Source organism: Polaromonas sp., assembly GCF_030689685.1.
Classification (GTDB): Bacteria; Pseudomonadota; Gammaproteobacteria; order Burkholderiales; family Burkholderiaceae_C; genus Polaromonas.
Genome location: NZ_JAUYEY010000006.1, coordinates 70203 through 96413 on the forward strand (window position 1 = coordinate 70203; position 26211 = coordinate 96413).

Genomic DNA, 26211 nt, shown 5'->3' on the forward strand with positions numbered 1-26211 from the left:
TCGTGCCGGTACAGCCATCCGACGACACTCGCCGCCCTTACTTTCTGGCGGTCGGGCTGATGGTGGACATCGCCATGGGGCTACTGGTCTGGCCATGCGCGCGCACTCCCGGCATCCACCACCGCGCCAGAGATCACGCCCGAACCGCCAAGCTGGCAGCCGCTGGCGTCGCATGGGGGGCAAGGCGCGCTCTATGTGTTCATGATCCTCATGCCTCTGGCCGGTTGGCCTGCGCTCAGCGCGGAGGGACAAGCCACTGCGTTCTTCGGCCTGCAACTGCCGACATTGATGGCGGCAAACGAAAATTTTGCAGAGATCATCAAGGAAGTTCACGAAACTGGCGCCGTCGTCGGCTACTTGCTGATTGCTCTGCACGCCGCTGCCGCCTTGTTTCACCCCTATGCCGTGCGGGACAATACGCTCAAGCGCATGCTGCCGGGGCGACGTTAAACGGGGCCACTTCAGCATCAAAACAAGCTGTAACCCAATGAGCACCTGCGCAAACAGCTATTACTTTGATAGCGTTTAACCTGAACACGCCACCCCCAACCAGCTTTCTGCGCTTTCATAAACCTGAGGAAACACCATGCGCCACCTTGAGCGACACCGCACCGAACGCATCGGCTGGCTGCGCGCCGCCGTGCTGGGCGCCAACGACGGCATTGTGTCCACTGCAAGCCTCATCGTGGGTGTGGCGGCGGCGAGTTCCGATCAACACACCTTGCTGCTGACCGGGGTTGCCGGCCTGGTGGCGGGCGCCATGTCGATGGCTGCAGGAGAGTACGTGTCGGTGCACTCACAGGCCGATACGGAACGCGCCGACCTGTCGCGCGAACGCGCCGAGCTTGCCAACGACGCCCTGGCCGAGCAGCGCGAGTTGACGGCCATCTACGTCAAGCGGGGCCTTGACGGCGCCCTTGCAGCACAGGTCGCCAGCCAGTTGATGGCGCACGATGCCCTCGGCGCCCATGCCCGAGATGAGCTGGGTATTTCGGAGGCCTTCAGTGCACGACCGATTCAGGCCGCAGTGGCATCGGCCGTCAGCTTCGCGGTGGGCGCGGCGCTGCCGCTGGCCGTCACCGCGCTGGCGCCAGCGCAAAACCTCCCGGCGTGGGTTTCGGGCACCTCACTGGTCTTTCTGGCGGTGCTGGGCGTGGTCGCCGCGCGGGCGGGTGGCGCGCCGGTGCTGGCTGGTGCGTGGCGGGTGACATTTTGGGGCGCACTTGCCATGGGCATCACGGCGGCCGTGGGCTCGCTTTTCGGCGCGACACCTTGATTGCGCCGCACATGACTGACACTGTTTCGTTGCCCGCTGGCGCAGAACCCTGCACCCAGAACGCTGGTCACGTTGTCAAACCGGTAGCAGCCGAGATCGACCAGGGCGTGACCAGCGCCGCAAAACACCGATAGTTTCCCTGGAAGCAAGGAGAGCCCCATGAACCCACTGTTGAACCCCACCCCTTCCTCCGGCACCGCCGCAGCGGACGGCACGGGTGCCAAAGGCAGCCGGTTCAAACAGGCGGGGCTGCTGGCGGCAGTGGCTGCCCTGCTGGCGGTGCTGTGGATGCCCAGCGCGCAGGGCCTGCCTGCCGCCGGGCAGGTGATGCTGGCCATCCTCGCTTTCGCCGTGATCGTCTGGATGACCGAGGCGCTGGACTATGCGGTGAGCTCGGTCGTGATAGGCGCCTTGATGGTCTTTCTGCTGGCCTACGCGCCCGATGCGGCCAAACCCGCCGGGGCAGACATGGGCACCGTGGCATCAACGTGATTGGCATGACCATGCTGCCGCAGTTTGTGGTGAGTTTTGGTTTCATCCTGCCGGTGAATGCGCCACAAAACATGATCGCCTACGGCACCGGCACTTTCGACGCGCGGGATTTCATTTGCACCGGCTTGGTGATCACACTGGCAGCAGCGGTGCTGCTGGTCATCTTTGCGCTGACCTACTGGCCGTGGATGGGGTATATGACGCAAGCTGCTTGATCCAGGTCAACGCGCTGAAGGCGACTAAGCGGTAGTCTGTAGTTGTGCTTCCGTCCGCACCCTCCGTACCAATAGCCGTTCTTCAATCGAAAAGGAATCTGAAAATGAAAACCAATGAAGGTGTGATCGACCGCAGCCTGCGTGTCATCCTGGGTCTGGTTCTGATTGGACTGGCTGCCACTGGAACCGTCGGACTCTGGGGCTACATCGGCATCATCCCGCTGATCACGGGGGCTGTCGGCATGTGCCCTGTTTACAGCCTGCTGGGCATCAACACCTGTCCAGCATCACGGAAGTAGGAGCCTGGGCGGCAGAAGGCACGTCGGCTGCAAAGCGGCCGCGCCGGTCCACTTTTCGCTTCGACGCCTTCTGCCGCCCAGACTCCTAGAGAGCGCTGACGTGCTTACCGGCACGCCAAAGACAACCAGAACGCAGGCAGCACGAGCAGACGCACTCGCCATATCCCTGGTCCTAAGGTGAATCGACGAGCCTTGCCGCGCTGGCCGGCGGAGAACCGATAGTCGTCAATCTTTGGGCCAGCTGGTGTCCCCCATGCCGGCGCGAGATGCCGGTCCTTGCTCCCGCGCAGAAAAAGGAAGTTGGCGTGCGCTTTGTTTTTGCCCACCAAGGCGAAGGTGCATTGGCAGCTCAGCGCTATCTCATGGCAGGGCAGCTCAGCCTTGTCAACGTTGTACTCGATCCGGGCGCCAGTCTTGGCCGCGAGATCGGCTTGAGGGCGTTGCCCACCACCCTGTTCTACGACGCCAACGGCCGCTTGGTCGACACCCATCTGGGTGAGCTGTCGGCAGCCTCATTGGCGAGCAAACTCGCGCTGCTGCGCAAAAATACAAACCGTCCGTGATACGAACACGGCCCCAATCGGGGAGGTAAGGCACGCCTGCCGCGGCTGTCATACGGTCGTACAGTGGAGAAACGGGCGAAGGAAAAAGGCATCACGCTGCCGAAGCACAGCGGCCACCACGCTGGCATAGGCGGGAGCGGTAAAGCGGGCGCTGCTGGACACGCACACTGACCGCAAGGGAGGTCTCCACCCCAGGCGGTTGGTCACGGTCCGGTGCCATCGACCAGCCGCCCTGCCGACACTGCCACCAGTTCGCCTTCATCGAGCGGGCGCCATACCTCACCCGTTAGCGGAACACTGGCCACCAGCACCATCTCCTGGAAACCGGGCGCGACCGTCACGCCGCTGGCGTGGACCGGCTCTTGCGGATCCGGGCAGTGGCACGACATGAGAAAAAGACCGGGCGGCGCGATACGGCCAGTGGCGGCCTGGATGCGGCGATGTCCGTGGGCGAACAGGACTTCGCCATCGGCATAGAGGAAGTTGGCGGGTCCGAGCTTGCACAGATCGGCAGCGAATGCCGCTACCACCGAACGCCGTTCCTGCAAAGTGGGCGGCGGGGATGCCGGGTTCCACAAGCTGTGAAGGCGCTCCAGCAGCGCGCAGAAAGCGTGTTCGGAGTCGGTCGCACCTACGGGACGGTAGCGGTCGTAAGCCATGTTTGCGGCGCCTTCGATATTCGGCAGATTGCCGTTGTGCGCGAACACATGCATTCGCCCGCCCAGTTCGCGCAGGAAGGGCTGGGTATTGGACAGATTGAGCACCCCGCGCGTGGCATGCCGGATGTGCGATATCGCCAGTGTCGTGCCTAAATTCTGCGATTGGAGGAAGTGCACGAGAGGACTGTCGCTGGCCGCCTTCGGTTCCCGAAACAGGGCGACATCGCTGCCTTGGTAGAAGGCGACTCCCCAACCGTCGCGGGTTGTGCTGCCGTCGCCGCTGTGATCGGCCAGCGTCTGCAGCGAGAAGTTTAACTGCGTCGAGCGCCGGCTCGACATGGCGAGGAGTTCACACATGAGAGACGGAGAATGTCGCGACGGCGAGCAGGCGCACTCAGCGTCCACCCGGCGCGTGCAAAGAGGCGTTAACGGACTGCAACCATGCCTCGTCGAGCCGGCCAGCCACAGCCGCCAGTCGCAGGCGATTCATCAACAATTCGATCCGGGCTTGCAGCAATGTCAGCTCGGCGCTGGCGGCATCGTTCTCGGCATTGAGCAGGTCCAGCGTGGTACGGTCGCCGACTTGGCGGCCCAGACGCGTGGCGTCCAGGCGCGACCGGCTCGACACCAGCGCCTGCGACAGCGCCGCGACCCGGCCGCCACCTACCGTCAGCCCCAGCCAGGCAGCGCGGGTTTTCTGCGTGACCTGCTGGCGGGTGCGGTCGGCTTGCGCCTGGGCCTTCTCGATCCCGTACAGCGCCTCTTGCTGGCGCGCACTGCGCATGCCGCCAGTGTAAAGCGGCACCGAAAGTTGCACCCCGATCATCCGGTTGCCGGCCCGATTGCTGGCGCTGCCAAAGTCGCCGCTGCCGCTCAGGCGATCGCGGCCAACCTGCGCAACCAGCTCGACGCTGGGTGACAGCACTCCACTGGATTTGGCGGCCTCTTGCCTGGCCACCTCCACGGCAGTGATCTGCATGCGCAGTTGTGGATTGCGAAGCTCGGCTTCGGACAGCCAGAATTCCAGCGCCTGTGCCTCGGCTGGCGTTGCCTCCCTAGACGGCAGCAGCAGCTGCACGGCCGCTGGGGGCATGCCCGTGGCGTCAGCGATATCTGCCTGCTTCAGGTGTAAATCAGTTTCAAGCGCGAGCCGCTGGGCTGCAATGGCCCCGGAGCGGGCTGCGGCCTCGTGCGTGTCCGTCACGGGCGCATCGCCGAGGCGAAAGCGGTCCTGCGTTTCCACCAGCGCCTGCTCGACTGCGGCCTGCTGCTGGCGCAGCACCCGCAGTGAATCGCTGGCCAGAACGACATCGAAATAGCGCTGTGCGGTGTTGAGCATCAGCGTTTGCTGGGCGTTCTGCCACTCGAGGTCGCTGACGTCTGCCGACAGCTCGAGCTGCCGGCCCTGCGCATCGCGCTCGCGGCTGAGCAGCGGCAGGCTCGCCGCCAGCGCCCAGCGCCCCAACGCGCCGCGGTTGACCGAGGTGTCAAAAGCCACGTCCGTCGAAGTACCGAGGCCCGGCGCCGAGAACTGCGCCCCGGTGGCGCTGGTGTCGCTGCCGCCCACGCCGGCCGTGCCCGTCAGCATCACGCTCGGTCGCCACAGTGCAGCCGCCTGGCTGCGCTTGGCGGCGCTGGCCTGCTGGGCGGCACGTGCGGCGGTGTAGTCCAGGTCATGCTGCTGGGCTGCGCGCCAGGCGTCGATCAGGTCGGTGGCCCCTGCAGGCAGGGCCATGGCGAGCAGCCAGGCTGCAGACACGGCCACGGCAGACCAGCGTGCCCGGCGCATCACGCGCGTCCCTGCCGCAAAGGCTGTCGAATGAAAAGACGCATGGCGTCGCTCCTTCACGAACCGGTGCGGGCGCCCAGCTTGCGCACGATGACTTCCATCAGGCACCATTTCGTCAGCCCGCTTTGCAACAGGTTGACTCCGACAAACGCGGTAAAGGCCAGCCACCACGGGCTGACATACAACGGGCTGCCAGGAATGCCCAGGGCCAGCGACAGCAGGATAAACGCGCCGGCGATGATGCGAACGATTTGCCAGGAACTCATGAAGATTTTCCTTGATGGGTAATGAAAGCGAGACGGTTGCGGTATGCCATGAAATACAGCAGCGGGATCACCACCAGCGTCAGCACGGTGGACACCAGGATGCCGAAGATAAGCGAGATCGCCAAGCCATTGAAGATCGGGTCGTCGAGGATGAAAAACGCACCCAGCATGGCAGCCACGCCGGTCAGCATGATCGGTTGTGCGCGCGTGATGGCCGAGTTCACCACCGCGTCTTTGAGGGGCAGCCCGGCACGCACCTGCAGGTTGATGAAATCAACCAGCAAGATCGAATTTCGCACAATGATGCCGGCCAGCGCGATCATGCCGATCATGCTGGTGGCGGTGTACTGTTCGCCCAGCAGCGCATGGCCTGGCATGACTCCGATGATGGTCAGGGGAATCGGCGCCATGATGATCAGCGGCGTCAGGTACGAGCCGAACTGCGCCACCACCAACAGATAAATCAGAATCAAGCCGACGGCATAGGCCGCACCCATGTCGCGGAAGGTTTCGTAGGTGATTTGCCACTCGCCGTCCCACTTGATGGCGTAGTCGCGGTACGGATCTTCGGGTTGCCGAATGAAGTATTCGGCCAGCGTTCCGCCTCCGGGTGTGGCAATGGCTGCAATCTCCTGGCGCATGCTGAACATGCCATACAAGGGACTGTCGACTTTGCCGGCCATGTCAGCCACCACAAAGTTCACCGGCAACAGGTCTTTGTGATACACCGGCTGCTCGCGCAGCGAGTCGCTGACGTTGACCAGTTCGCGAATGGGCACCAGACTGCCGGAGGCCGAGCGCACCGCCAGTTGCAGCAAGGCGCCGAGGTCGCCGTGCTGCTCGGCCGGCAATTGCAGCAGGGCCGCCGCCGGGTACTTGGCGCCGTCGTGCAGATAGGTGGTTGCCTCGCCGGCCAGACCGGCGCGCAAGGTGCTCACGATGGCCTGCTGCGACACACCCAGCATCGCCGCTTTTCGCCGGTCCACCAGCAGCACGGTTTTGGGCGCCGCGGCAATGCTGCTGTCGTCGACGTCGACCACGCCGGCAGTTTTTTCGAACACCGCGCGCACCGCCTTGGCCATCTGCTGCCGCCCTTCGGCCTCGGGTCCGTATATCTCGGCGACAATTGGCGCCAGCACGGGCGGACCGGGCGGGACTTCAACCACCTTCACATTGGCGCCGAAGCGCTGGCCGATTTTCTGCAGCGCCGGCCGCACGCGGGTCGCGATCTCGTGGCTCTGCGCCGAACGCTGATGCTTGTCGACCAGATTGACTTGCAGGTCGCCCACTTCGCCGCCGGCGCGCAGGTAGTACTGGCGCAGCAAACCATTGAAATTGATCGGCGCGGCCGTGCCGGCATAAGCCTGGTAGTCGGTGACCTCGGGCACGCTGGCCAGGTACGCACCCAGCTCGCGCAGCACTGCGGCGGTTTGCTCGACCGGCGTTCCCGCAGGCATATCGACAACCACCTGGAATTCCGACTTGTTGTCAAAGGGCAGCATTTTCAGCAGCACCAGGCCCAGCGCTGGCAGAGCCATCGACACGGCGATCAGTGCTGCAACGCCCAAGCCCAGCCAGCGGCGATTGCGTGCGCCGCGCGCATCGTCCAGCAAGGGGCGGAAAATGCGCTTGAACAGCGGGGCGAGCCTGGCGCTTAGTCCATGGAGTTGTGGCGTGGCGATTTCATTTTCGGCCTTGGCATTGGCATTGGCGTTGACGGCGTGAGCGGTGGCAGGCGCAGCCTTCATCCACAGCCGCGCCAGCCACGGCGTGACCGTGAAGGCGATGGCCAGCGAAATCAGCATGCCCATGCTGGCGTTGATGGGGATCGGGCTCATGTACGGCCCCATCAATCCCGAGACGAAAGCCATGGGCAGCAAGGCCGCGATGACCGTCAGGGTCGCCAGGATGGTGGGGCCACCGACCTCGTCAACCGCGCCGGGAATAATTTCTGTCAGGGTCTTGCCAGGGAACAACTGCTGGTGCCGGTGAATGTTCTCGACCACCACAATCGCGTCGTCGACCAGAATGCCGATCGAGAAGATCAGCGCAAACAGCGAAACCCGGTTCAGCGTGAAACCCCAGGCCCATGAAGCGAACAAGGTGGCGGCCAGCGTCAGCCCCACCGCCGCCCCGACGATGGCGGCCTCGCGACGACCCAACGCGATGAAAACCAGCGCCACCACCGACAAGGTGGCGAACAGCAGTTTTTGAATCAGTTTTTGCGCCTTGTCATTGGCGGTGGCGCCGTAGTTGCGCGTTTCAGCCACCTGCACCTCGGGCGGAATGACGGTGTTTTTCAGGGATTCGACACGCGCCATCACTGCGTCGGCAACGTCGATGGCGTTTTCACCCGGCTTTTTTGTGACGGTAATGGTGACTGCGGGGAACTCGCCGTCCCCCTTGCCGACCTTACCGTGCCAGACATAGCGTGCCGCCGGCAGCGGACCGTCGCGCACGGTGGCAAGGTCCTGCAAAAACACCGGCTTCCTCTCGCGCACGGAAACCACCAGTTCGGCGACGTCGCGCGCGTCCCTGAGAAAGGGCCCCGATTCGATCGCCACCGAGCGGTTGCCCGTCAGCAGTTCGCCAACCGGCAGGCCAAGATTGGCCGCCTGCAGCGCCGCCCGCAAGTCTGGCACGGTGACCCCCGTGCTGGCCATACGCGTTGGGTCCATCTCGATCAGCACGGCGCGCCCTGGGCCACCCATGGTGCTGACCTCGCGCGTGCCCGGCACCCGCTTGAGGTCGGCTTCAAGGCTGTGCGCGATGCGTTCGAGATCGTAAGCACCGGTGCTGTCGTTTTGGCTGTAGAGCGTCAACGCGACGATGGGTACGTCGTCGATGCCCTTGGGCTTGATCAGCGGCTCGCCCACCCCCAGCCCTTTGGGCAGCCAGTCGGCGTTGGAGTTGACCGTGTCATACAGCTTCACCAGCGCCTCGGTGCGCGGCACGCCGACCTTGAACTGGACCGTCAGCACCGCGATGCCGGGGCGCGACAGCGACATCACATGCTCGACGCCGGCGATCTGCGAGAGCACCTGCTCGGCGGGCGTAGCAACCATCTGCTCGACATCGCGCACCGATGCGCCCGGAAAGGGGATCAGCACATTGGCCATGGTCACATTGATCTGCGGTTCTTCCTCGCGCGGTGTGACGATGACGGCAAAGGCGCCGAGCAACAGTGCCGCCAGTGCCAGCAGCGGCGTGATGCGCGCAGTCTGGAAGAAGGCCGCGATACGGCCGGAAATTCCAAGCGTTGGGATCATCGCCGGTCTTTCGCCGCCGCTTGCGGATCGAGCGCCACGCGTTCGCCTGCGGCGACGCCGGCCAGCACCTCGACCAGGTCGTTTTGCGTGCGCCCAAGACGCACCTGCCGCAACGCCGGCCGGCCAGTCGAATCAATCACATACAAGCCGGTCATTTCCGCGCGCCGCACGATCGCCGCGGCCGGCACATACAGGCGGCTCGCAGTCCCGCCTTCAGTCGGCAGCCACACGCGGGCAAACATGCCCGGCGTCACGCCCTTGATGCCGCCCGGCAGATTGATGCGCACCTGCGCCGAATGGGTGCCGACGTCAATCGTCGGCAGTACCTGCACCTGCAGACGCGTCAACCATTGGCGTTCGGCTGGCAGGCCGGGCAACTCGACCCGGGCCGACTGTTCGGCGGCCAGGCGTGCCAGCGCGGTTTGCGGCACCGGGGCCGTCACGCGCAATGCCGCCGGGTCATACAGCGTCAGGAGTGGCCGGCCCGGCATGGCCATGTCGCCCAGCGCAACGGGCAGGTCGGCGATCACGCCCGCGTACGGGGCCTTGACGACGAAGAAATCCGACTGAATATGCGCGGCACTGGCCTGCGCGCTCTGGGCGGTCAACTGCGCCGAGCTTGCGCGAAACTGCGCTTCTGCACGTTCCAGCGCGGCCTGGCTGATGTATTGCTTCTGGAAGAGCTGCCGCTGCCGCTCATAGTCCCTGGTTGCGACGTCGAGCGCCGAACGCGCCGCCTGCACCTGCGCCGCGCTCGCCGCGCTATTCTGGGCGGCGGCACGCGCATCGATGCGCAGCAGCACCTGGCCTTGCCTGACCGTATCGCCGACCTTGACCGCAAGTTCGACCACCCCGCCCGGCACCTGCGCGGCGAGGACCGTCTGCCGCACCGCTTCCACCACGCCGTCAAAGCCGGCGCTGTCTGCGGCGCCGCCGGTCTGCACGGACGCGCTCGCCAACTCACCAGCCGCCGCCAGCACCACGGACGCGTGCAAACAAGCCGCCACGATGACTGCGCCAAATCGAAACGTCCTTCGCATGGTCCCTCTCCCATTCCAGTGTGCCGAAACCGCCAAAACAAGCACGGCCTGGTCGCGCGCGACCATCGCGGCACCAGCGTGTATTACCGCATCGCCGATGATTCGGTGTACGCGCTGTGCGATCTCGTGTGCGGCAGCATCGCCCGTCAATTCGAGCAGACTGCACGCGAACGACAGACCTTCATCCAGACGGCCCGGTCCACCAGGGGTTGGCGATGATGAGCCCCGGCGTCCCTGCGCCCCCGTCGGGGGAAGACGCTGCGCCGATGAACGCCGCGACAGCGTGGAGTAATCTAATCTTCAGTTTCAAAACTTAGTTCGACCTTGCTGCCACTTTTTTAGGAAAGACCCGATTAATAAGACCGTTTGCTCTCATTTGGCCGGATAGATACCTTTTTCGCGCGCCTCCAAAATCGGCTGCCAGGGGCCGAACTTGTGCTGCTCTGCCGAGAAGCCCGGGGTGTATGGCGGGAACGCGGCATCCACCGGCTTGTTTTTGCGCGCCGGGAAATCGGCTTCGAGATTCGCCTTGACTGGCCGCGGCTGGCTGTTGATGTAAGCTGCCACGTCGAAGGCCTGCTCATCCGTTAACACCGTACTGGTGTGGGTGACCCCGCTGGGCATATTGCCCTTGATGAACCCCGCGGCCAAGGTTACCCGCGCCATGCCGGCGCCGTTGTTATAGCTGTCGGCGCCCCATAGCGGCGGAAACAGATATCCGTTGGCATCCCCCGCCTTGCCGCGCCGCACACCCTGGCCGTTATCGCCATGGCAGGCCACGCAGGTGGCCGCGTAGACCTGCTTGCCCGCCACAGGGTTGGCAGCGCGAGCAAGGGTTTTAAGCCGCAAGGTGCCGCCTCCCTCGAGTTTCGCCCCAACTGGAACGCCGGTCGAAAGAAATTGCAGATACGTCGTCATCAACTTCATTTCTTCGCTATCGAGCGGCAGCTTCTTGCCGTTCATGCTGCGCTCCATGCAGCCGTTGATACGCTCCTCAGTGGTGGAGATCGCGTCTTCGCGCCCGCGGTACTGCGGGAAACTCACAAACGTACCTACCCACGGATTTCCGAACTTGCGACCGCCCGCATCTACATGGCATGAAACACAGGCCAAATTATTGCCGGCATAACGCTTGCTCACGTCCTTCACCTCGGGCCCGATGTGCTTGTAGGTTTCTTCCATGAGGGCTTTGCCCTTGCGTACCGCCTGGCCGTACTTGTCGTCGGGAAGCTTTGTAATGTCGGGCGCCTGCCAGTCCTTGGGGACTTGGGCAACCGCGCCTACAGTTACCCCGCAACCAATGACCAACGCAATAAGAAGTCTGCCGGTCTGTTTCATGTCAATCTCCAAAGATAGTTGAAAGCTTAAGTAGCTGCCCCGCAGGTGAGCTTGCGAAAGATCAATGCCTTGCCAAAAAATGTGCATGCGTCACAGGGTCAACAGCATTCCAAGCGCAACGCCGACGGGCAGCCTCTGCGGCAACTCATGCAGTCCCTTGGCAGCGCTTGACCCAGATGCCGTATTGAAGGCTCATACGCCCGGCCCCAGACAAGGAATGAGCCGTGCGAAGGCGGCGCCACAGGTCATTTCACCCGTACGCCGCTCGCGTCGTACACCTCAACTGTGACCGGTATCCCTTGTCTCACGCTCTGGGTGACGGTGCAAAACTCCTCGAACTGGTCTAGCGCGCGTTGCAGGTGTTCAAGTTGAGCGGCGGCGACCCCCAGCGTCAGCACCGCCTTCATGCGCAGCACCCGCATGCGCCCTTCAGGGTTGCGGCCCACGTCCGCCTGCACCTCACAACGCATTGGCTCAGGGTTCTGTTTGAACTTGCGCAAGGCAAACAGCAAGGAGTCTGACAGGCAGCTACCCACGGCCGCCGTGAGCAACTGCACCGGCGACGGCCCGGTTGCGCCACCCAGCGGTGGCGGCTCGTCAACTGCCAGATCAGGTACACCATCGTCAAATGCAATCTGGAAACGGTAGTTTTTTTCTTGTGTGAGATGAACCAGAACTTGCTTGTCACTCATGGTATTGGCCTTTCTTCGCCCAGGCTTCTGGGCGCGGATGATGGGTTGCAGCGCTCACAGCGCATTGATCGGAATCTTCAGGCAAGACACGCCATTGTCTTCCGAGGGTGGCATCTCGCCGGTGCGGATATTGATCTGCACTGAAGGCAGAATCAGCACGGCTGTGGGCATCGCCCCCGGAAAAGCCGCAGCGCGCCGTACCGACGTCAGGCAGTTTTGCAACACCTCGAAAAGGAAAAAAATGACCATTGACTTGAAACAGCTCGCGCTGAACCGCCGCGCTGCTACTGAGCGGCTCTGCCGTATGGCGCCAGGTCTGACGGGCTACATCCTCATAGCCGGGGGGACCGTCTGCGGGAGAGCGCCCACTCCAGACCGATGGTCCCCACGCTGCGACTGCGCCCGAGTAGATCAATTGCCTACTTCTGATCATGTGAGTCTCCTGAGTTGAACAGCGCGCACACAGGTCGTTGCCACTCAGCGCGCTGAAGGCAAATGCGCCTGAAGTGACCGCACCTGCCGTTCCAGCGCTTCGATGCGGTTGAGGTAGCCCAGCAGCATGGCCACCGAGAACATGTCGAGATCAAAATCCAGCCTGAGCTTGCCCGCCGTGCGCAAGGGCGCAATACACTGGGCGCTGAAGACAAGCTCCTCGCTTCCCTGCGGCAGCGGCAGCAGGGCACCGTACTCGACGAGTTCATCCACCTCGGTCGGGCTCATGGCGCAAAACCGCGACAACTCGGACAAGGTCACCGTGGTGCGCTCGTCCAGCCACATCCATTCAGCTTGCTGCTGGGCTGTCATGCTCATTCTCCTTCGGCGATGCCCGCGGTTGAAAGCGCGAGGTGCGCGCCAGTTCTTCAAACAATTCACGTTCACGGTCGGTCAGGCTGGCCGGCACGTCGATGCGGATTGCAGCGTACAGATCACCGGCAGCGCCTTGACCCTTGGCCAGCCCCCGACCCCGCAGCCGCAGTTTGCGGCCTGCGCGGGTTCCGGCCGGTACCGTCAGCAGCACCGGCCCGTCCAGTGTGGGGACCTCTACCTCAGCACCCAAGGCTGCTTCCCAGGGGGTCAGCACCAGGTCGAAATACAAATCGTGGTGGTCCGGACGAAACACCGGATGTACCTGCAACAGGATGTGCAAGTAGATGTCGCCATCGGCCCCGCCGTTGATGCCCTTGCCGCCCTTGCCGCGCAAGCGCAGCTTCTGGCCTTCATGAACACCAGGCGGAACGGTGACCTCTAGCAGCGAGTCTGCGCCCTCGCCGGCCAGGCTCAGGCTGATGCGCTTGCCCCGATGGGCGTCTTCGAGGCTGATCTGCACCGAGGTGTCGTAGTCACGGCCATCCATCGGCACTGGACCTCGCTGGCCGCCGCGCTGACCCCTGCCCATGGCTGCCAGCAGGTCGGCAAGGTCCATCTCGTCGAACGCCTGCCCGGCCGATGCATGCGCCTGCCGCCACTGCGGCGGCGTGAAGTCTTCACCAGCGGGATGGCGCCCGAGCTCGTCATAGGCAGCGCGTTTGTCGGCATCTTTCAGCGTGGCATAGGCCTCGCCGGCTTCCTTGAACTTGGCTTCGGCGTCTGGCGCCTTGGACATGTCCGGGTGGTGCTGGCGCGCGAGCTTGCGGTAGGCCTTCTTGATCTCTTCGGTATCCGCGTCGCGCGCTACGCCCAGCTCGGCGTAGTAGTCCTTGTACTTCATTGCGCTGGGTGTTGTCAGTGCTCGCGCGTCTCGAAAGCGCGGGTCAGGCCTTCCAGGTCGGTGATGCGGATGTGGCGCTTGTCCACCTCCAGCAGGCGCTGCTGCTGAAAAGCGGAGAAGGTCCGGCTGACCGTCTCCAGCGTCATGCCCAGATAGCTGCCAATTTCTGCGCGCGACATACGCAGATGAAATTCACTGGCCGAGTAACCGCGCGCCTTCAGCCGCTGCGACAGGTTCAGCAAAAAGGCTGCCAGCCGCTCTTCTGCGTTCATGCTGCCCAGCAGCACCATCAGGCTGTGCTCGCGCACAATCTCGCGGCTCATGAGCCGACTGACCACATGCTGCATGCCCGAATTGGCGGCCGCCATCTCGGTGAAGTGGGTGTACGGGATCGAGCAGACCTCAGCGTCTTCCAGCGCAATCGTGCTGCTGGCATGGGCGCCGTGGGCCACGCCGTCCAGGCCCATGAGCTCACCCGCCATATAGAAACCGCTGACTTGCTCACGCCCGTCGCTCAGCATCAGGCTGGACTTGAAGGTGCCGCTGCGCACCGCAAAGATGAACTGAAAGCCATCACCTTCACGGTACAGCGTCTGACCGGCCATGACCCGGCGCCGGCCGAACATGAGGCTGTCCAGACGTTCCACGTCGCCGCCTGTCATGCCGCAGGGAAGACAGAGGTCACGCAAGTGGCATTTGGAACAATGTGTCACCAGGGGTGTAATCGCCGCGCTGCTGCCCGTCGTCAGGCGCGCCACCATGCGGACGGGAGAAACGGGAGCTTCCAAAGTGGCTGTGGACATGGTGTTTTCCTTTGCGGGATGTGCGGGGATCAAAGTGGGAGATGGAACCAAGTCCGGGCTACAGCGAGCGCGGAGCCGGACAGGCAATTGCAAAGAGGACGTTGCTTTCACGGTGCGCCCGATGCCGGCCAGCGTCTGTACGCCAGCGCACCCAAACCCGCACCGGACCGCAGCACCGCGCAACACTTGACCGTGGATACTGGCGCGTGTGCATGGGCGTCGTCGCCAGGGTGGCGAGAGCATCTGAATCAATGAACATGCTGCGATGCATTTGTTACAGCCTGTACAAGCTGATCAAATTGCGTGCTTTTGTCGAGAAAGGTCTCAGCGCCTGCGCCAAGATACAGCTTGCGGTAGGCTGGGCCCGAGTTGCCGCTGAACACCACAAAAGCAATGTCGGGCGCGGCATGCCGCACAGCGCGCAGCACCTGCAAGCCCGAACCACCTTCTAGCTGAACGTCCAGCACCACCACATCGGGGGAGCTGGCAAGAATGCCTTCAATCGCGCTCTGCGGCGTTGCCGCGTGGCCCGTGACCGTGATGCCGCCGGCCGCAAGCAAGCCGCAAACCCGCTCGCGAATCAGCGCGGAGTCTTCTGCAAGAAAGACCTTGAACTTGAAGCGGTGTGACTCTGGCATGCCTCTACTGTGGCTGCCAGTACCTCTTCACGCCATAGGCGCCGGCTGAAAAGCGCTGCCCGTGTTGTCTTAAAAACCGCGTCAGCCGATACCATGACCGACTAGGACTTTTCCGAAGGTCCCGTACAGTACAGCAGCCTACAGCGCGTCGGTCAGCCCATGCTTGAGGGCATATCGGATCAACTCGCTCTGGTTATGCAGACCCATCTTCTGCGTCAGGTTGGCCTTGTGGGAGCTGACTGTTTTCACCGACAGCTTGAGCCGCGCTGCGATGTCCGTCACCGACACCCCCGCCACGAGCAGGCGAAACACCTCGAACTCGCGGTTGGACAGATGTTCATGCGGCAAAGTCTTGCTGCCTGGCATTGCGCCCAGGGCCAGCTGTTCGGCGACTTCGGCACTGATAAAGGCACCGCCGCCCGCCAGTTTGCGAATGGCTTGCTCCAGCAGCGCCGGTGCGCTTTCTTTGGTCAGGTAGCCGCTGGCCCCTGACTTGATGGCACGCACTGCGTATTGCAGCTCCTGGTGCATGCTGAGCACCAGAATACGCAGCTTCGGCTTTTCGGCGTGAACCAGCTTGATCAGCTCCATGCCACTACGCCCCGGCATCGACAAATCCAGCATCAGTACATCAAACGACAACTCACGCACCCGCTGCATGACTTCGGTGCCGTCGGCCGCCTCAGCCACCAGTTCCATGTCCCCCGCCGCAGAGACAATCCGCTTGAGGCCCTCGCGCACAATGGCGTGGTCGTCTGCAATCACGATCCGGATCACGGCGACTCCTGGGGGTCTGGCACGGGGATGAAGACATCGATACGTGTGCCCTGCCCGGTGGTGCTGGTGATGGACAGTCTGCCCTTGAGCAGCACCGCGCGCTCACGCAGACCCATCAGCCCCAGCGACTGGGGCTTGCGCGGTGCGTCTGCCACAAAACCGCGACCGTTGTCACTCACGGCAAGCTTGATGGCGTCCGGCAGCCTTTCCAGGGCCACACTCACCGCCGACGCCCCGGCGTGTTTGGCCACGTTGGCCAGCGACTCCTGCACGATGCGAAATATGGCAGTGGCGTAGGGCTCCCGCAGCTCCAGTGCTTCGTCGGCGGTCAGTGTGCAGGCCACCCCGGTACGCTGGCCAAAGTTGTGCACCAGCCATTCGATGGCGGGCACCAGCCCCAGGTCATCGAGCAACAGCGGGCGCAAGTCAGCCGCGATGCGGCGCGTGGCGGCAATGGTGTGATCGAGCATCTGCAGCATGTCGGTCAAGCGTGTATCGGCCACTGCGGGAACCCCGGCAAAGTGATTGCGCAACCACATGGTGTCCATCTTCAGCGCGGTCAGCGACTGCGCCAATTCGTCATGTAGTTCACGGGCGACGCGGGTTTTTTCTTCCTCACGCGCGGTATTGACGGCAGCGACAAAGGCGCTGCGCTCTTCCTGGGCACGGACGCGCTCGGTCACATCGCGCAGGATCACGGTGTAAAGCTTGCCGTCGGCGGTATCCAGCTGCGAGATGGATGCATCCATCGGAAACTCCTCCCCGCTGGCACGCAGTCCGTAAACCACGGTGCCGTCACCCATGCGGCGGGAGGTCACGCCGGTACTTGCAAAACGGTGGATGTGCTGGCTGTGGGTGGCCTGAAATCTGGCCGGCATCAGTTGGTCCAGCGGCTGGCCCAACACCTGCGAACTGGGCCAGCCGAACATTTTTTCGGCCGTGCGGTTGTAGAGCACGATGCGCTGCGTGTGGTCCACCGTGACGATGCCGTCCATTGCCGAGTCCAGCACGCCGGCAAGCATGGCCGCCGCATCGGCGGGATGGCTCTCAAAAGAAGTCGCGGCCAGGCTGCCGGGAGGAGAAGGATGCATGTCGCAGTGTAGCAAGCTGCGCTGCTGCAACTGCGACCTGCTAAGCAGAGGGGTCGCTTCGGCCCTCGCCAGAAAGAGCGACACGATTGAGCTCTGCCGACGAGCTGCACAGCAAGGCGGTCAGGGCGCTTGAGGCCATGCAGACGGCCCAGAACACGAAGAAGGCGGCGGTATACACAGCCTGTCGCGACCAGCCCAGGGCATGACCCGACCAATGCAGATCCTGCGGATCGATCAGCGCGAACACCAGCAACTCAAGGCCACAGGCCGTCAAAAAAGCGGGCCATGCCACCCACATCAATTTTTGCTTGAACATGCTGCCTTCCTTCAACGACCGGTGGGTGCGGGTACCGGCGTGGCCGCATGGTTGCGGCCCTGCACTGCGGGCATCAGCGCCTTGTCTCTCTCGGCCAATGTCTTGTTGATTTCCATCCCGCGCCGGTAGTAGTCCCCGGCCACCAGCGGGTCGGATGCGCGCAGCGCCAGCCAGAGCGTGACAAAACCCGCCACCACCACGATGGCCGGCCCGGCGATCACCATCCACACCAGCGGAAACTTCCACCAGGGTGCGCCCGGCTCTGAGGATGGGTCAGTTTGCATCTTGTCTCCTTGGGGGTCAGCGGGGTACGAGGAAAGCGGCTTTTTCTGAAACCCGCGCGTTGCCAGTGGTCGAATAAACATCGATATCAACAGCATGTGAACCAGCCGACGCGCTGCCGTAAGGCAGTTGCAGGCGTACCGCGACCCAACGCGACTGGGCCGCCTCCACCTCTACCGGCTCTAGCGGAAAAACACTCAACCCCGGCAAGCCGCTGGCCTCAATGCGGTAGCGCTGCAACTGCTCGGTCGCATTCATGATCTGCAGCCGATAGACGTTTTCGACTTGCCCCCCTTCGGCAATGCGGGCCAGCGAGGCGCGGTCACGCACCACATCGACCTTGAGCGGCGTACGCACCACCAGGCTGGCCAGCAGGCCGACACACAGAAGGGCCAGCACCCCGGTGTAGAGCAGCACCCGCGGCCGCAACACGCGGCGCATCACCTGCGCTGGCGTCCAGCGCGCAGCCATGCTGTTTTGTGTGGCGTAACGAACCAGACCGCGCGGCGTGGCCATGCGGTCCATCACAGTGTCGCAGGCGTCAATGCACAGGCCGCAACCAATGCATTCGTACTGCAGCCCGTCGCGGATGTCGATGCCGGTGGGGCAGACCTGCACGCACAGGCCGCAGTCTATGCAGTCGCCCAGGCCCTGGGCCCGCGCATCGCTGCCTTTGGCATGCACACCACGCGGTTCGCCGCGCGCCGTGTCGTAACTGACGATCAGCGTGTCGCGGTCAAACATGGCGCCCTGGAAACGCGCGTAGGGGCACATGTACTTGCAGACCTGCTCGCGCATGAAGCCGGCGTTGCCGTAGGTGGCCAGGCCGTAGAAAACCACCCAGAACACCTCCCAGGAGCTCATGCCTGTCTGCAAAAATTCCATGCCAAGCTCCCGGATCGGAGAGAAGTAGCCGACAAAGGTGAAGCCGGTCCACAGGGCAATGCCCAGCCAGACCATGTGCTTGAACCATTTTTTGACCAGCTTTTTGGCCGAAAAAGCCTCGCCGTCGAGGCGCATGCGCGCCACCCGGTTGCCCTCTATCTTCTGCTCGACCCACATGAAGATTTCGGTGTACACCGTCTGCGGGCAGGCATAACCGCACCACAGGCGGCCAGCGACCGCCGTGAACAGGAACAAGGACAGCGCCGACACCACCAGCAGCCCGGTCAGGTAAATCAGATCCTGCGGGTACAACACCAGCCCGAAGATGTAGAAGCGGCGGGCCGCGAGATCGAACAACACCGACTGGCGCTGCCCCCACTCCAGCCACGGCATGCCGTAAAACACCAGTTGCGTCAGGAACACCATGGCCCAGCGCCAGCGTGCAAACAGGCCTTGAACGGTGCGCGGGTAAATCTTGCGGTGCGCCGCGTAGAGCGCGCTGCCGGCATCCCCCTCGGCCGGGGCCACGGCAATGGGAATGACCTTGCGCGGGCGCGGGATGGGGTTGGGCATGAAATCCGTCGGTGCCTGGGTTAGCGGGCCGGTAGCGGTCCGGTAGAGAGACTCCAGACATAGGCGGCCAGCACATGGATCTGCGCATCGGTGAGCCGACCCTGCTGCGCCGGCATCGGGTTGGTCTTGCCGGTGTTGATTATGGCGATGATGGCTTCCTGGCCATAACCATGCAGCCACACCTTGTCGCTCAGGTTGGGCGCGCCCAGCGCCGGGTTACCCGCGCCGACGACGCCATGGCAGGCGGCGCAGGCGTTAAATTTGCTCTTGCCCAGGCCCGCGCGCAGGGAATCATGCGGGCTGCCCGACAGGCTCAGCACATAGTTGGCGAGGTTTTTGACATCGTCGGGCGTGCCCACGGCAGCGGCCATGGGTGGCATGACGCCGATGCGCCCCTTGTGAATGCTCTCGCTGATTTTTTCCGGAGAGCCACCATACAGCCAGTCGCTGTCGGTCAGGTTCGGAAAACCCTTGCTGCCACGGCCGTCGGAGCCGTGGCACTGCGCGCAGTTGTTCAGGAACAAGCGCTCGCCGATGGCCATGGCTTGAGGATCGGCTGCCACCTTGTCAGCCGACAATGCCGTGTAGGCGGCGTAAACGGGTTCGAGTTCGCGCTTGGCGGTGGCCATGTCCTTCGCATACTCGCCGTCTGTGCTCCAGCCAAGTTTACCCTGGTAGCTGCCCAGGCCCGGGTAGGCCACGAGGTAGCCGAGCCCAAACACGATAGTGAGCACGAACAGGCCCATCCACCAGCGCGGCATCGGGTTGTTGGCTTCGCGCAGGTCTTCGTCCCAGACATGGCCGGTGGTGTTGTCGGCGCTCGGCTTGGCACGCACGCGTGCCGTGAGCCACAGCAGCAGGCCGCAGGCCAGAATGCTGGCCAGCGACAGCACGGCCACGTAATACGACCAGAAGTCGTTGAAAAAATCGCTCATGGTGCTTTCTCAATCCTGTTCAAAAGGCAAACGGGCCGCTTCGTCGAAACCGGCCGAGTTGCGGCGCGCACAGGCCCAGACAAGGATGCCGATGAAGGTCAAAAACGAAACCAGCGTGGCCGCGATGCGCAGGATGGTGATGTCCATGTCCGGCTCCTTATTTCAGCGCTAGGCCGAGTGATTGCAGATAGGCGACCAGGGCATCCATCTCGGTCTTGCCCTTGATGTCGGCCGGCGCTGCGGCGATCTGTTCGTCGGTAAAAGGCACGCCAACCTTACGCAGCGCGCGCATGTGGGTTGCGGCTTGGTCCCCGCTGAGCGGCGCCTTCTCCAGCCACGGGTAGGCCGGCATGTTGGACTCGGGCACCAGGTCGCGCGGGTTGACCAGATGGAGGCGGTGCCACTCGTCGCTGTACTTGCCGCCCACGCGGTGCAGGTCCGGTCCGGTGCGTTTGCTGCCCCACTGGAAAGGATGGTCGTAGACAAATTCACCGGCGACCGAGTAGTGGCCATAACGCAAGGTTTCGGCGCGAAACGGCCGGATCATCTGCGAGTGGCAGGTATAGCAGCCTTCCCGTACGTAGACGTCGCGGCCCAGCACCTGCAGCGAGGTCGGAGGCAACATGCCGGTGATCGGCTGCGTGGTGGATTTTTGAAAAAACAGCGGAACGATTTCCACCAGACCGCCGACGGCGATCACCAGCAGGATCAGCACGATCATCAACAGGTTGTTGGTTTCGATCTTCTCGTGCGAGAAACCGGTTTTTGTTTTCGGGGTGTTGGGGCTCATTTTTTTTCCTCAGGCGGCGGCAGCGGACATCAGGGGGATCGGCGCATCGGCCTTCTTGCCGGAAAGCACGGTCATCCAGACGTTCCAAGCCATCACCAGCATGCCGCCCAGGTACAGCAGGCCACCCAGCAGGCGCACCACGTAGTAGGGGTAGGTGGCTTTCACGCTTTCGACAAAGGTGTAGGTCAAGGTGCCGTCGGCGTTGACCGAGCGCCACATCAGGCCCTGCATCACGCCGGCAATCCACATCGCGGCGATGTACAGCACGATGCCGATGGTGGACACCCAGAAATGGACCTCAATGGCCGGGATGCTGTACATGGTGGTGCGGCCATACATGCGGGGGATCAGGTAATACAGCGAGCCCATGGTGATCAGCCCGACCCAGCCGAGCGCCCCGGCATGCACATGGCCCACGGTCCAGTCGGTGTAGTGGCTCAGCGCGTTGACGGTCTTGATCGACATCATCGGTCCCTCGAAGGTGGCCATGCCGTAGAAGGACAAGGCAACAATCAGGAAACGCAGGATGGGGTCGGTGCGCAGCTTGTGCCATGCGCCCGACAGCGTCATGACGCCGTTGATCATGCCGCCCCAGCTCGGCGCCAGCAGGATCAGCGAGAACACCATGCCGATGGACTGGGTCCAGTCCGGCAGCGCGGTGTAGTGCAGGTGGTGGGGACCAGCCCACATGTAGGTGAAGATCAGCGCCCAGAAGTGGACGATGGACAGCCGGTAGGAATACACCGGCCGGCCCGCCTGTTTGGGAATGTAGTAATACATCATCCCGAGGAACCCCGTGGTCAGCAAAAAGCCGACGGCATTGTGCCCGTACCACCACTGAACCATGGCGTCCTGCACACCGGCATACGCGGAGTAACTTTTCATCCAGCCGGCGGGAATCGCCGCGCTGTTGACAATATGCAATAGCGCCACAGCGATGATGAACGAGGCGTAAAACCAGTTGGCCACGTAAATGTGGCGGACCTTGCGCGTGCCGATGGTGCCAAAAAACACAATGGCGTAAGCCACCCAGACCAGCGTGATCAGAATGTCGATTGGCCACTCGAGTTCGGCATACTCCTTGCCGGACGTATAGCCCAGCGGCAGGCTGATGGCGGCCGCCACAATAACGGCCTGCCAGCCCCAGAACACAAAAGAGGCCAGCGCCGGCGCAAACAGCCGCACCTGGCAGGTGCGCTGCACCACATGCAGGCTGGTGGCCATCAAGGCGCAGCCGCCAAACGCAAAAATCACCGCATTGGTGTGCAGCGGCCTGAGCCGTCCGTAACTGAGCCAGGAGATGCCGAAGTTCAGCTCCGGCCAGGCCAATTGCGCGGCAATGATGACGCCGACCAGCATGCCGACCACCCCCCATACCACCGACATCAGGGCAAATTGCCGGACAGCGGTATCGTGGTACATGGCCGCTGGAGTTATTTGATCGTTCATGAAGCACCTTTTTCTTGACGCTTCGAGTGTCTGTGCCGCGGACAGCCGACAGCTTGATGCAAGTCAATCCGAATGCAGAATGCGTTCGCCTTCGGGCTCCAGTGACTCAAACTGGCCGCGCCACACCGCCCAGCCGAGCGCGACCACGATCAGCAGCGCCAGCACGACTGAAAAAGGAATCAGCAGAAACAGGATGTCCATTCAGCCTCCTGCGCGCGTGCGGGACAGGCGCGCGGAATTGAGTACCACCAGCAGCGAACTGCCGGCCATACCCAGGCCGGCCAGCCACGGCGGCATCAGGCCGGCGATGGCCAGCGGCACACACACGGCGTTGTACAGCGCGGCCCAGGCCAGGTTCTGTCGCACGACACTGCGGGTGCGGCGGGCTAGCTGTAGCAATGCGGGCACGGCAGACAACTGGCCGCCCAGCACCACGAAGTCGGACTTCGCCTGCGCCAGCGGAACGGCCTGGCCCATGGCAATCGACACATCGGCACAAGCCAGCACCGGCCCGTCATTCATGCCGTCACCGACCATGAGTACGCGGTGACCCTCTTGTTGCAACTGCCGCACATGGGCGAGCTTGTCTTCCGGCGAATGCTCGCCGAAGCAGTGTGCGATGCCCACGCGCGCCCCCAGGCGCGTGACCGCGCCCTGCTGGTCGCCCGACAGCAGTTCAACCCGGTAGTCCTGCGCAAGCAGCGCGCGGGCGGCGGCAGCCGCGTCCGGACGCAGGCCCTCGTCAAGTTCGAAGCTGGCCAGCCAGTGCTGCGTATCGGCCAGATGCACCTGGGGTCCCTCGGACTGCCGCGCAGCGGCAGGAAAACCGCAAAATGCCGCCGAGCCGAGGAGCATCTGTCGCGACGCGCCGCCGTCGGCCAGGCTGACCCTGGCCTGCACGCCGCCGCCGGCCACTTCTTCGACCCCGGTGACCAGAACCTCGCCTGCGGCATAACTGTCTGCGATAGCGCGTGACAGCGGATGCAGCGACTGCCGGGCCAGCGCCGCCGCCAGCACCCCCATGGCGGAGGCATCCACGCCGACAGGCGCAAACACCCGCACCACCTTCATTCGGTCGTCGGTCAGCGTGCCGGTTTTGTCGAATACCACCGTGTCCACCGCCGCGCAAGCTTCAAAAGCTTGCAGGCGGCGTACCATCACGCCGCGGCGTGCCAGCGCACCGGCAGCCGCCAGCGTGGCGGCCGGCGTGGCCAACGATAGCGCGCAGGGGCAGGTGACAATCAGCACCGCCACCGCCACGCCGATGGCGTGTGCCGGATCATGCGGCCACCACCAGGCAGCCGCTGCCGCGCTGGCCAGCAGCACCCCCAGTAAAAAAGGGCTGGCGATGCGGTCGGCGATCTGCGCCAGCGCTGGCTTCTGCACCGAGGCCTGCTCCATCAAGGCCACCATCGCGGCATAACGCGTGTCGCGCCCGGCGCAGCCCACCCGCACCAGCAGCATGCCGGTCAGGTTGTGGCTGCCGGCGATCACGGCGTTGCCCGCCGCGCGCAGCAAGGGCGTGGACTCGCCGGTCAGCAGAGCTTCATCAACGCGACTTTCACCAGCCGTCACCTGGCCGTCGGCGGGGATCACCTCGCCGGGCAGCACCCGGATCAGGTCGCCGGCAAGCAGGCGCCGCACCGCCACGCGCTCGAAGCCGCCGGCGGCTCCTTGCCGCTCCACGCTGTCCGGCAGACGCCGCATCAACGCCTCAAGCGAGCCTGCGGTGCGCTCACGCAGGCGCTGCTCGAGCAGCCGGCCCGACAGCAGGAAGAACACAAACATGGTGACCGAGTCGTACCATACCTCTGTGGCCCAGGACGAGGACGAATCGAAAGTAGCAGCCGAACTGGCGCCGAAGGCGATCAGGATGCCGAGCGCCACCGGCACATCCATACCGATACGCCAGTGGCGCAGGTCGCGCAGCGCCGACGAGAAAAACGGCGTGCAGGAAAACAGCAGCACCGGGAGGGTCAGCACCCAGGAAGCCCAGCGCAGCAGGGCCTGCATGTCCGGCGTGATCTCGCCGGGCGCGGCCACATAGGCTGGCGTTGCATACATCATCACCTGCATCATGCAGAACCCGGCCACCAGCCAGCGCCAGAGCAGCAGGCGTTGTGCCTGCAGGCGCGGCGCCGCCGACAACATGTCTCCGGCAGGCAGGGCGCCGTAACCGGCGCGTTGCAGGGCGTCGACCCAGGCCGAAGGGCGGCTGACGCCAGCCTGCCACAGCAGGCGCGCGGTCGCAGCGGCGCCATTGACCTGCACGCCATCCACGCCGGGCAGGCCGCACAGGGCCTGCTCCACCGTGAGCGAGCAGGCCGCGCAATACATGCCGTTGATCGACAAGTAAGACTCCCACCAGCCTTCCCGCCCGACCACGGGACGGCTAAAGCCTGTCCATTCCGCAGGATCGTCGAGTACCGCCCGTTGCGCTACCGCTCCGGCCAGGGCAACGGCCTTTTCGGCACCTGGAAAAGCAAGGACATTGGGCATACCCAAGGCTAACCAGCGCAAGCACAGTTTGACTTGACATGGATCAACGCAGCGCAGGCGCACTGGCTTAAGCTCAGGTCCTAATCAGTTCACACTAGGAGTCAGACATGTACCAGCGCATTCTTGTCACCACCGACGGTTCCACCCTCTCGAAAAAAGCCGTGCGTAGCGCGATTGACCTCGCGGCGGCCACAGGCGCCAGCTTGGTGACGCTCAACGTGGTTCCGCGTTACCCCATGAGTTATTTCGAAGGCGGCGTGTCCATCTCCAGTGAGGATGTCGGCCGCATCGAGAAAAGGTGGGCCGAGGACGGCCAGGCCATCGTGAACGCCGTCGAAAAAACGGCACAGGCCGCAGGTGTCAAGGTCAAGACCGTGATCACGCGCTCCGACTTTGTGGCCGAGTCCATCATGGCCGCAGCCAAAAAACACAAGTGTGACCTGATCGTCATGGCCTCGCATGGGCGCAAGGGCATCAAGCGCCTGCTGCTGGGCAGCGAGACCCAGCATGTTCTCACGCACAGCAGCGTGCCTGTACTGGTGTTACGCTGAACACTTTACGACCCAGGAAAACTCATGAAAATTCTGTTCGCCGCCGATGGCAGCAAATACACCAAAAAAGCGTTGGCTTTTCTTGTTACCCATGACAGCCTGGCGGGCCCTGACGGTGAAGTGGTTGTGCTCAATGTGCAGGCACCGGTGCCGGGACGCGTTAAGTCCATGCTCGGATCCGCCGAAGTCGCCGCCTACCATGCGGAGGAATCTCAAAAGGTGCTCGCGCCCATCGAACGCTTTCTCAAGCGCCACGAGATGGCATTCAAAACATTGGCGGTGGTGGGTGCGCCCACCGCCGAAATTCTGCGTGCGGCCAAGCGCGAAAAGGCGCACCTGATCGTCATGGGCACCCACGGTCACGGCCTGCTCGGCCGCGCCATCATGGGCAGTGTGGCGCAGCGCGTGGTGACGGATGCCGAGGTGCCGGTGCTGCTGGTGAAGTAGGTGGCAGGCCCTTCCGGGAATTAAGAAAAAAAGCTGACGTTGTCAGCTTTTTTTGTAAGTGCAAGTTCTTGCTATTTGACAGCCACCGGCGTGGGCATTTCCACACCGCGATTGGGTTGGCCTTCGACATCAGCCCTGCGGTCAAAGGTGAGTAGTTTTCCCATCACGACCTGCACCCACATCGGGTAGGTGTAAGCCGTGCCTTTGTTGTGGTCGATGATGGCGCCGATGCCGCCACCAAAAATAATGTTGCCGGCCATGCCCGCGTTGGCGCGCGAAATGGCAACACCGCGGCCGTCAGATTCACCAGCCTTGACACAGGTGATCTGCAGGTCTTTCGACGAGCGGCGAACATTGACGGTTGCAGGCGTCTTGACAACTTGCATGCCATAGTCATTCTCGTATTTGCATTCCGCGTCCTTGATCTCGGTACCGTTGGCGCCGTAGGTTTCAAACCGGACAGGATTCGTCGAGTCGTTGACGATGGACGCGCAGCCGGTCATGGCAACACAGGCCACAAGCGTGGCATAAAGACGGATGGACATGGAAATCTCCCTTGGGAATTGTTT

At 63.3% G+C, this 26211-nt stretch carries 31 protein-coding genes and 2 pseudogenes; 9 read left to right on the top strand and 24 right to left on the bottom strand.

Annotated features, from left to right (window positions below):
- Window positions 1-132: 132 nt before the first annotated feature.
- The 6 genes and pseudogenes from Q8O29_RS01170 to Q8O29_RS01195 all read left to right on the top strand — a co-directional run.
- Window positions 133-450: a cytochrome b gene (locus Q8O29_RS01170; protein WP_305560316.1), complete on the top strand. Its 318-nt coding sequence runs from the start codon at window positions 133-135 to the stop codon at window positions 448-450.
- Between the two features lie 136 nt (window positions 451-586).
- Entirely contained in the window at window positions 587-1276 is a 690-nt protein-coding gene (locus tag Q8O29_RS01175) for a VIT family protein (protein ID WP_305560222.1), read from the top strand.
- Window positions 1277-1435: 159 nt separating this feature from the next.
- On the top strand, window positions 1436-1768 hold the full coding sequence (locus Q8O29_RS01180) for an anion permease (RefSeq protein ID WP_305560223.1): 333 nt from the start codon (window positions 1436-1438) through the stop codon (window positions 1766-1768).
- A 5-nt stretch (window positions 1769-1773) separates the two neighbouring features.
- Window positions 1774-1983: an anion permease gene (locus tag Q8O29_RS01185; RefSeq protein ID WP_305560224.1), complete on the top strand. Its 210-nt coding sequence runs from the start codon at window positions 1774-1776 to the stop codon at window positions 1981-1983.
- Window positions 1984-2087: 104 nt separating this feature from the next.
- A complete protein-coding gene (locus Q8O29_RS01190; RefSeq protein WP_305560225.1) occupies window positions 2088-2282 on the top strand; it encodes a DUF2892 domain-containing protein in 195 nt (64 codons plus the stop codon).
- A gap of 188 nt (window positions 2283-2470) precedes the next feature.
- Window positions 2471-2845, top strand: a pseudogene (locus Q8O29_RS01195) (TlpA family protein disulfide reductase); the annotation flags it as partial.
- A gap of 203 nt (window positions 2846-3048) precedes the next feature.
- Here the strand turns inward: Q8O29_RS01195 and Q8O29_RS01200 are convergent.
- Genes Q8O29_RS01200 through Q8O29_RS01220 form a run of 5 tightly spaced genes read right to left on the bottom strand, consistent with a single transcriptional unit; the run spans window position 3049 to window position 9868 of the window.
- Window positions 3049-3861 carry a class II glutamine amidotransferase gene (locus Q8O29_RS01200; RefSeq protein ID WP_305560226.1) on the bottom strand — a complete coding sequence of 271 codons (813 nt, stop codon included), beginning with the start codon at window positions 3859-3861 and terminating at the stop codon, window positions 3049-3051.
- 37 nt (window positions 3862-3898) lie between these two features.
- A complete protein-coding gene (locus tag Q8O29_RS01205) occupies window positions 3899-5293 on the bottom strand; it encodes a TolC family protein (RefSeq protein ID WP_305560227.1) in 1395 nt (464 codons plus the stop codon).
- Window positions 5294-5349: 56 nt separating this feature from the next.
- Window positions 5350-5559, bottom strand: a complete 210-nt coding sequence (locus Q8O29_RS01210; RefSeq protein ID WP_305560228.1) for a DUF2892 domain-containing protein — start codon at window positions 5557-5559, stop codon at window positions 5350-5352.
- Complete coding sequence (locus Q8O29_RS01215; protein WP_305560229.1) at window positions 5556-8828, bottom strand: efflux RND transporter permease subunit; 3273 nt, start codon at window positions 8826-8828, stop codon at window positions 5556-5558. The genes Q8O29_RS01210 and Q8O29_RS01215 overlap by 4 nt, the downstream gene beginning before the upstream one ends.
- Window positions 8825-9868, bottom strand: a complete 1044-nt coding sequence (locus Q8O29_RS01220; RefSeq protein ID WP_305560230.1) for an efflux RND transporter periplasmic adaptor subunit — start codon at window positions 9866-9868, stop codon at window positions 8825-8827. Before Q8O29_RS01220 ends, Q8O29_RS01215 begins: the two co-directional genes overlap by 4 nt.
- 18 nt (window positions 9869-9886) lie before the next feature.
- On the opposite strand from Q8O29_RS01220, the gene Q8O29_RS01225 reads away from it, so the two are divergent.
- Complete coding sequence (locus Q8O29_RS01225) at window positions 9887-10087, top strand: hypothetical protein (protein WP_371134122.1); 201 nt, start codon at window positions 9887-9889, stop codon at window positions 10085-10087.
- A 153-nt stretch (window positions 10088-10240) separates the two neighbouring features.
- On the opposite strand, the gene Q8O29_RS01230 is transcribed toward Q8O29_RS01225, so the two are convergent.
- From Q8O29_RS01230 to Q8O29_RS01315, 18 genes and pseudogenes are all read right to left on the bottom strand, one after another.
- Entirely contained in the window at window positions 10241-11206 is a 966-nt protein-coding gene (locus Q8O29_RS01230; protein ID WP_305560231.1) for a c-type cytochrome, read from the bottom strand.
- A 245-nt stretch (window positions 11207-11451) separates the two neighbouring features.
- A complete protein-coding gene (locus tag Q8O29_RS01235) occupies window positions 11452-11898 on the bottom strand; it encodes an OsmC family protein (protein WP_305560232.1) in 447 nt (148 codons plus the stop codon).
- A gap of 54 nt (window positions 11899-11952) precedes the next feature.
- Window positions 11953-12069, bottom strand: a pseudogene (locus Q8O29_RS01240) (MBL fold metallo-hydrolase); the annotation flags it as partial.
- Window positions 12070-12375: 306 nt separating this feature from the next.
- Window positions 12376-12702: a chaperone modulator CbpM gene (locus tag Q8O29_RS01245; RefSeq protein WP_305560233.1), complete on the bottom strand. Its 327-nt coding sequence runs from the start codon at window positions 12700-12702 to the stop codon at window positions 12376-12378.
- Window positions 12680-13606, bottom strand: a complete 927-nt coding sequence (locus tag Q8O29_RS01250; RefSeq protein ID WP_305560234.1) for a J domain-containing protein — start codon at window positions 13604-13606, stop codon at window positions 12680-12682. Before Q8O29_RS01250 ends, Q8O29_RS01245 begins: the two co-directional genes overlap by 23 nt.
- Window positions 13607-13620: 14 nt before the next feature.
- Window positions 13621-14409, bottom strand: coding sequence for a helix-turn-helix domain-containing protein (locus tag Q8O29_RS01255; protein ID WP_371134123.1), 789 nt, complete (start codon window positions 14407-14409; stop codon window positions 13621-13623).
- A 248-nt stretch (window positions 14410-14657) separates the two neighbouring features.
- Entirely contained in the window at window positions 14658-15047 is a 390-nt protein-coding gene (locus Q8O29_RS01260) for a response regulator (protein WP_305560235.1), read from the bottom strand.
- Window positions 15048-15185: 138 nt separating this feature from the next.
- Entirely contained in the window at window positions 15186-15824 is a 639-nt protein-coding gene (locus tag Q8O29_RS01265; RefSeq protein ID WP_305560236.1) for a response regulator transcription factor, read from the bottom strand.
- Window positions 15821-16915, bottom strand: a complete 1095-nt coding sequence (locus Q8O29_RS01270) for a PAS domain-containing sensor histidine kinase (RefSeq protein ID WP_305560237.1) — start codon at window positions 16913-16915, stop codon at window positions 15821-15823. The genes Q8O29_RS01265 and Q8O29_RS01270 overlap by 4 nt, the downstream gene beginning before the upstream one ends.
- A 40-nt stretch (window positions 16916-16955) precedes the next feature.
- Complete coding sequence (locus tag Q8O29_RS01275; RefSeq protein WP_305560238.1) at window positions 16956-17231, bottom strand: hypothetical protein; 276 nt, start codon at window positions 17229-17231, stop codon at window positions 16956-16958.
- Between the two features lie 11 nt (window positions 17232-17242).
- On the bottom strand, window positions 17243-17515 hold the full coding sequence (locus Q8O29_RS01280; RefSeq protein WP_305560239.1) for a FixH family protein: 273 nt from the start codon (window positions 17513-17515) through the stop codon (window positions 17243-17245).
- 16 nt (window positions 17516-17531) lie between these two features.
- A complete protein-coding gene (gene ccoG, locus Q8O29_RS01285; protein ID WP_305560240.1) occupies window positions 17532-18971 on the bottom strand; it encodes a cytochrome c oxidase accessory protein CcoG in 1440 nt (479 codons plus the stop codon).
- Window positions 18972-18991: 20 nt separating this feature from the next.
- The gene (gene ccoP, locus Q8O29_RS01290) at window positions 18992-19906 is read right to left on the bottom strand and encodes a cytochrome-c oxidase, cbb3-type subunit III (protein WP_305560241.1); all 915 of its coding nucleotides are present in this window, start codon (window positions 19904-19906) and stop codon (window positions 18992-18994) included.
- A 9-nt stretch (window positions 19907-19915) separates the two neighbouring features.
- Complete coding sequence (locus tag Q8O29_RS01295) at window positions 19916-20053, bottom strand: cbb3-type cytochrome c oxidase subunit 3 (protein ID WP_305560242.1); 138 nt, start codon at window positions 20051-20053, stop codon at window positions 19916-19918.
- A gap of 10 nt (window positions 20054-20063) precedes the next feature.
- Complete coding sequence (gene ccoO / locus Q8O29_RS01300; RefSeq protein ID WP_305560243.1) at window positions 20064-20696, bottom strand: cytochrome-c oxidase, cbb3-type subunit II; 633 nt, start codon at window positions 20694-20696, stop codon at window positions 20064-20066.
- A gap of 9 nt (window positions 20697-20705) precedes the next feature.
- A complete protein-coding gene (ccoN, locus tag Q8O29_RS01305; RefSeq protein ID WP_305560244.1) occupies window positions 20706-22145 on the bottom strand; it encodes a cytochrome-c oxidase, cbb3-type subunit I in 1440 nt (479 codons plus the stop codon).
- 63 nt (window positions 22146-22208) lie between these two features.
- Window positions 22209-22346, bottom strand: a complete 138-nt coding sequence (gene ccoS, locus Q8O29_RS01310) for a cbb3-type cytochrome oxidase assembly protein CcoS (protein WP_305560245.1) — start codon at window positions 22344-22346, stop codon at window positions 22209-22211.
- Window positions 22347-24644 (bottom strand): cation-translocating P-type ATPase, encoded by a 2298-nt coding sequence (locus tag Q8O29_RS01315; protein ID WP_305560246.1) that lies wholly within the window; start codon window positions 24642-24644, stop codon window positions 22347-22349.
- Between the two features lie 107 nt (window positions 24645-24751).
- Here Q8O29_RS01315 and Q8O29_RS01320 point away from each other — a divergent pair, with 107 nt between their 5' ends.
- Window positions 24752-25195 carry a universal stress protein gene (locus Q8O29_RS01320; protein ID WP_305560247.1) on the top strand — a complete coding sequence of 148 codons (444 nt, stop codon included), beginning with the start codon at window positions 24752-24754 and terminating at the stop codon, window positions 25193-25195.
- Window positions 25196-25219: 24 nt separating this feature from the next.
- Entirely contained in the window at window positions 25220-25642 is a 423-nt protein-coding gene (locus Q8O29_RS01325; RefSeq protein ID WP_305560248.1) for a universal stress protein, read from the top strand.
- Window positions 25643-25713: 71 nt separating this feature from the next.
- On the opposite strand, the gene Q8O29_RS01330 is transcribed toward Q8O29_RS01325, so the two are convergent.
- Window positions 25714-26187: a hypothetical protein gene (locus Q8O29_RS01330; protein ID WP_305560249.1), complete on the bottom strand. Its 474-nt coding sequence runs from the start codon at window positions 26185-26187 to the stop codon at window positions 25714-25716.
- Window positions 26188-26211: the final 24 nt, after the last annotated feature.

Bases quoted from the DNA above. Each gene is read 5' to 3' on its own strand.
- Q8O29_RS01330 (WP_305560249.1), bottom strand. From the start codon at position 26,187: ATGTCCATCCGTCTTTATGCCACGCTTGTGGCCTGTGTTGCCATGACC.
- Q8O29_RS01255 (WP_371134123.1), bottom strand. From the start codon at position 14,409: ATGTCCACAGCCACTTTGGAAGCTCCCGTTTCTCCCGTCCGCATGGTG.
- Q8O29_RS01185 (WP_305560224.1), top strand. From the start codon at position 1,774: ATGACCATGCTGCCGCAGTTTGTGGTGAGTTTTGGTTTCATCCTGCCG.
- Q8O29_RS01260 (WP_305560235.1), bottom strand. From the start codon at position 15,047: ATGCCAGAGTCACACCGCTTCAAGTTCAAGGTCTTTCTTGCAGAAGAC.
- ccoG (WP_305560240.1), bottom strand. From the start codon at position 18,971: ATGCCCAACCCCATCCCGCGCCCGCGCAAGGTCATTCCCATTGCCGTG.
- Q8O29_RS01220 (WP_305560230.1), bottom strand. From the start codon at position 9,868: ATGCGAAGGACGTTTCGATTTGGCGCAGTCATCGTGGCGGCTTGTTTG.
- ccoO (WP_305560243.1), bottom strand. From the start codon at position 20,696: ATGAGCCCCAACACCCCGAAAACAAAAACCGGTTTCTCGCACGAGAAG.
- Q8O29_RS01180 (WP_305560223.1), top strand. From the start codon at position 1,436: ATGAACCCACTGTTGAACCCCACCCCTTCCTCCGGCACCGCCGCAGCG.
- Q8O29_RS01315 (WP_305560246.1), bottom strand. From the start codon at position 24,644: ATGCCCAATGTCCTTGCTTTTCCAGGTGCCGAAAAGGCCGTTGCCCTG.
- Q8O29_RS01295 (WP_305560242.1), bottom strand. From the start codon at position 20,053: ATGGACATCACCATCCTGCGCATCGCGGCCACGCTGGTTTCGTTTTTG.
- Q8O29_RS01280 (WP_305560239.1), bottom strand. From the start codon at position 17,515: ATGCAAACTGACCCATCCTCAGAGCCGGGCGCACCCTGGTGGAAGTTT.
- Q8O29_RS01325 (WP_305560248.1), top strand. From the start codon at position 25,220: ATGAAAATTCTGTTCGCCGCCGATGGCAGCAAATACACCAAAAAAGCG.
- Q8O29_RS01205 (WP_305560227.1), bottom strand. From the start codon at position 5,293: ATGCGCCGGGCACGCTGGTCTGCCGTGGCCGTGTCTGCAGCCTGGCTG.
- Q8O29_RS01230 (WP_305560231.1), bottom strand. From the start codon at position 11,206: ATGAAACAGACCGGCAGACTTCTTATTGCGTTGGTCATTGGTTGCGGG.
- ccoN (WP_305560244.1), bottom strand. From the start codon at position 22,145: ATGAACGATCAAATAACTCCAGCGGCCATGTACCACGATACCGCTGTC.
- Q8O29_RS01270 (WP_305560237.1), bottom strand. From the start codon at position 16,915: ATGCATCCTTCTCCTCCCGGCAGCCTGGCCGCGACTTCTTTTGAGAGC.
- Q8O29_RS01235 (WP_305560232.1), bottom strand. From the start codon at position 11,898: ATGAGTGACAAGCAAGTTCTGGTTCATCTCACACAAGAAAAAAACTAC.
- Q8O29_RS01320 (WP_305560247.1), top strand. From the start codon at position 24,752: ATGTACCAGCGCATTCTTGTCACCACCGACGGTTCCACCCTCTCGAAA.
- Q8O29_RS01175 (WP_305560222.1), top strand. From the start codon at position 587: ATGCGCCACCTTGAGCGACACCGCACCGAACGCATCGGCTGGCTGCGC.
- ccoP (WP_305560241.1), bottom strand. From the start codon at position 19,906: ATGAGCGATTTTTTCAACGACTTCTGGTCGTATTACGTGGCCGTGCTG.
- Q8O29_RS01190 (WP_305560225.1), top strand. From the start codon at position 2,088: ATGAAAACCAATGAAGGTGTGATCGACCGCAGCCTGCGTGTCATCCTG.
- Q8O29_RS01245 (WP_305560233.1), bottom strand. From the start codon at position 12,702: ATGACAGCCCAGCAGCAAGCTGAATGGATGTGGCTGGACGAGCGCACC.
- Q8O29_RS01200 (WP_305560226.1), bottom strand. From the start codon at position 3,861: ATGTGTGAACTCCTCGCCATGTCGAGCCGGCGCTCGACGCAGTTAAAC.
- Q8O29_RS01275 (WP_305560238.1), bottom strand. From the start codon at position 17,231: ATGTTCAAGCAAAAATTGATGTGGGTGGCATGGCCCGCTTTTTTGACG.
- Q8O29_RS01210 (WP_305560228.1), bottom strand. From the start codon at position 5,559: ATGAGTTCCTGGCAAATCGTTCGCATCATCGCCGGCGCGTTTATCCTG.
- ccoS (WP_305560245.1), bottom strand. From the start codon at position 22,346: ATGGACATCCTGTTTCTGCTGATTCCTTTTTCAGTCGTGCTGGCGCTG.
- Q8O29_RS01215 (WP_305560229.1), bottom strand. From the start codon at position 8,828: ATGATCCCAACGCTTGGAATTTCCGGCCGTATCGCGGCCTTCTTCCAG.
- Q8O29_RS01250 (WP_305560234.1), bottom strand. From the start codon at position 13,606: ATGAAGTACAAGGACTACTACGCCGAGCTGGGCGTAGCGCGCGACGCG.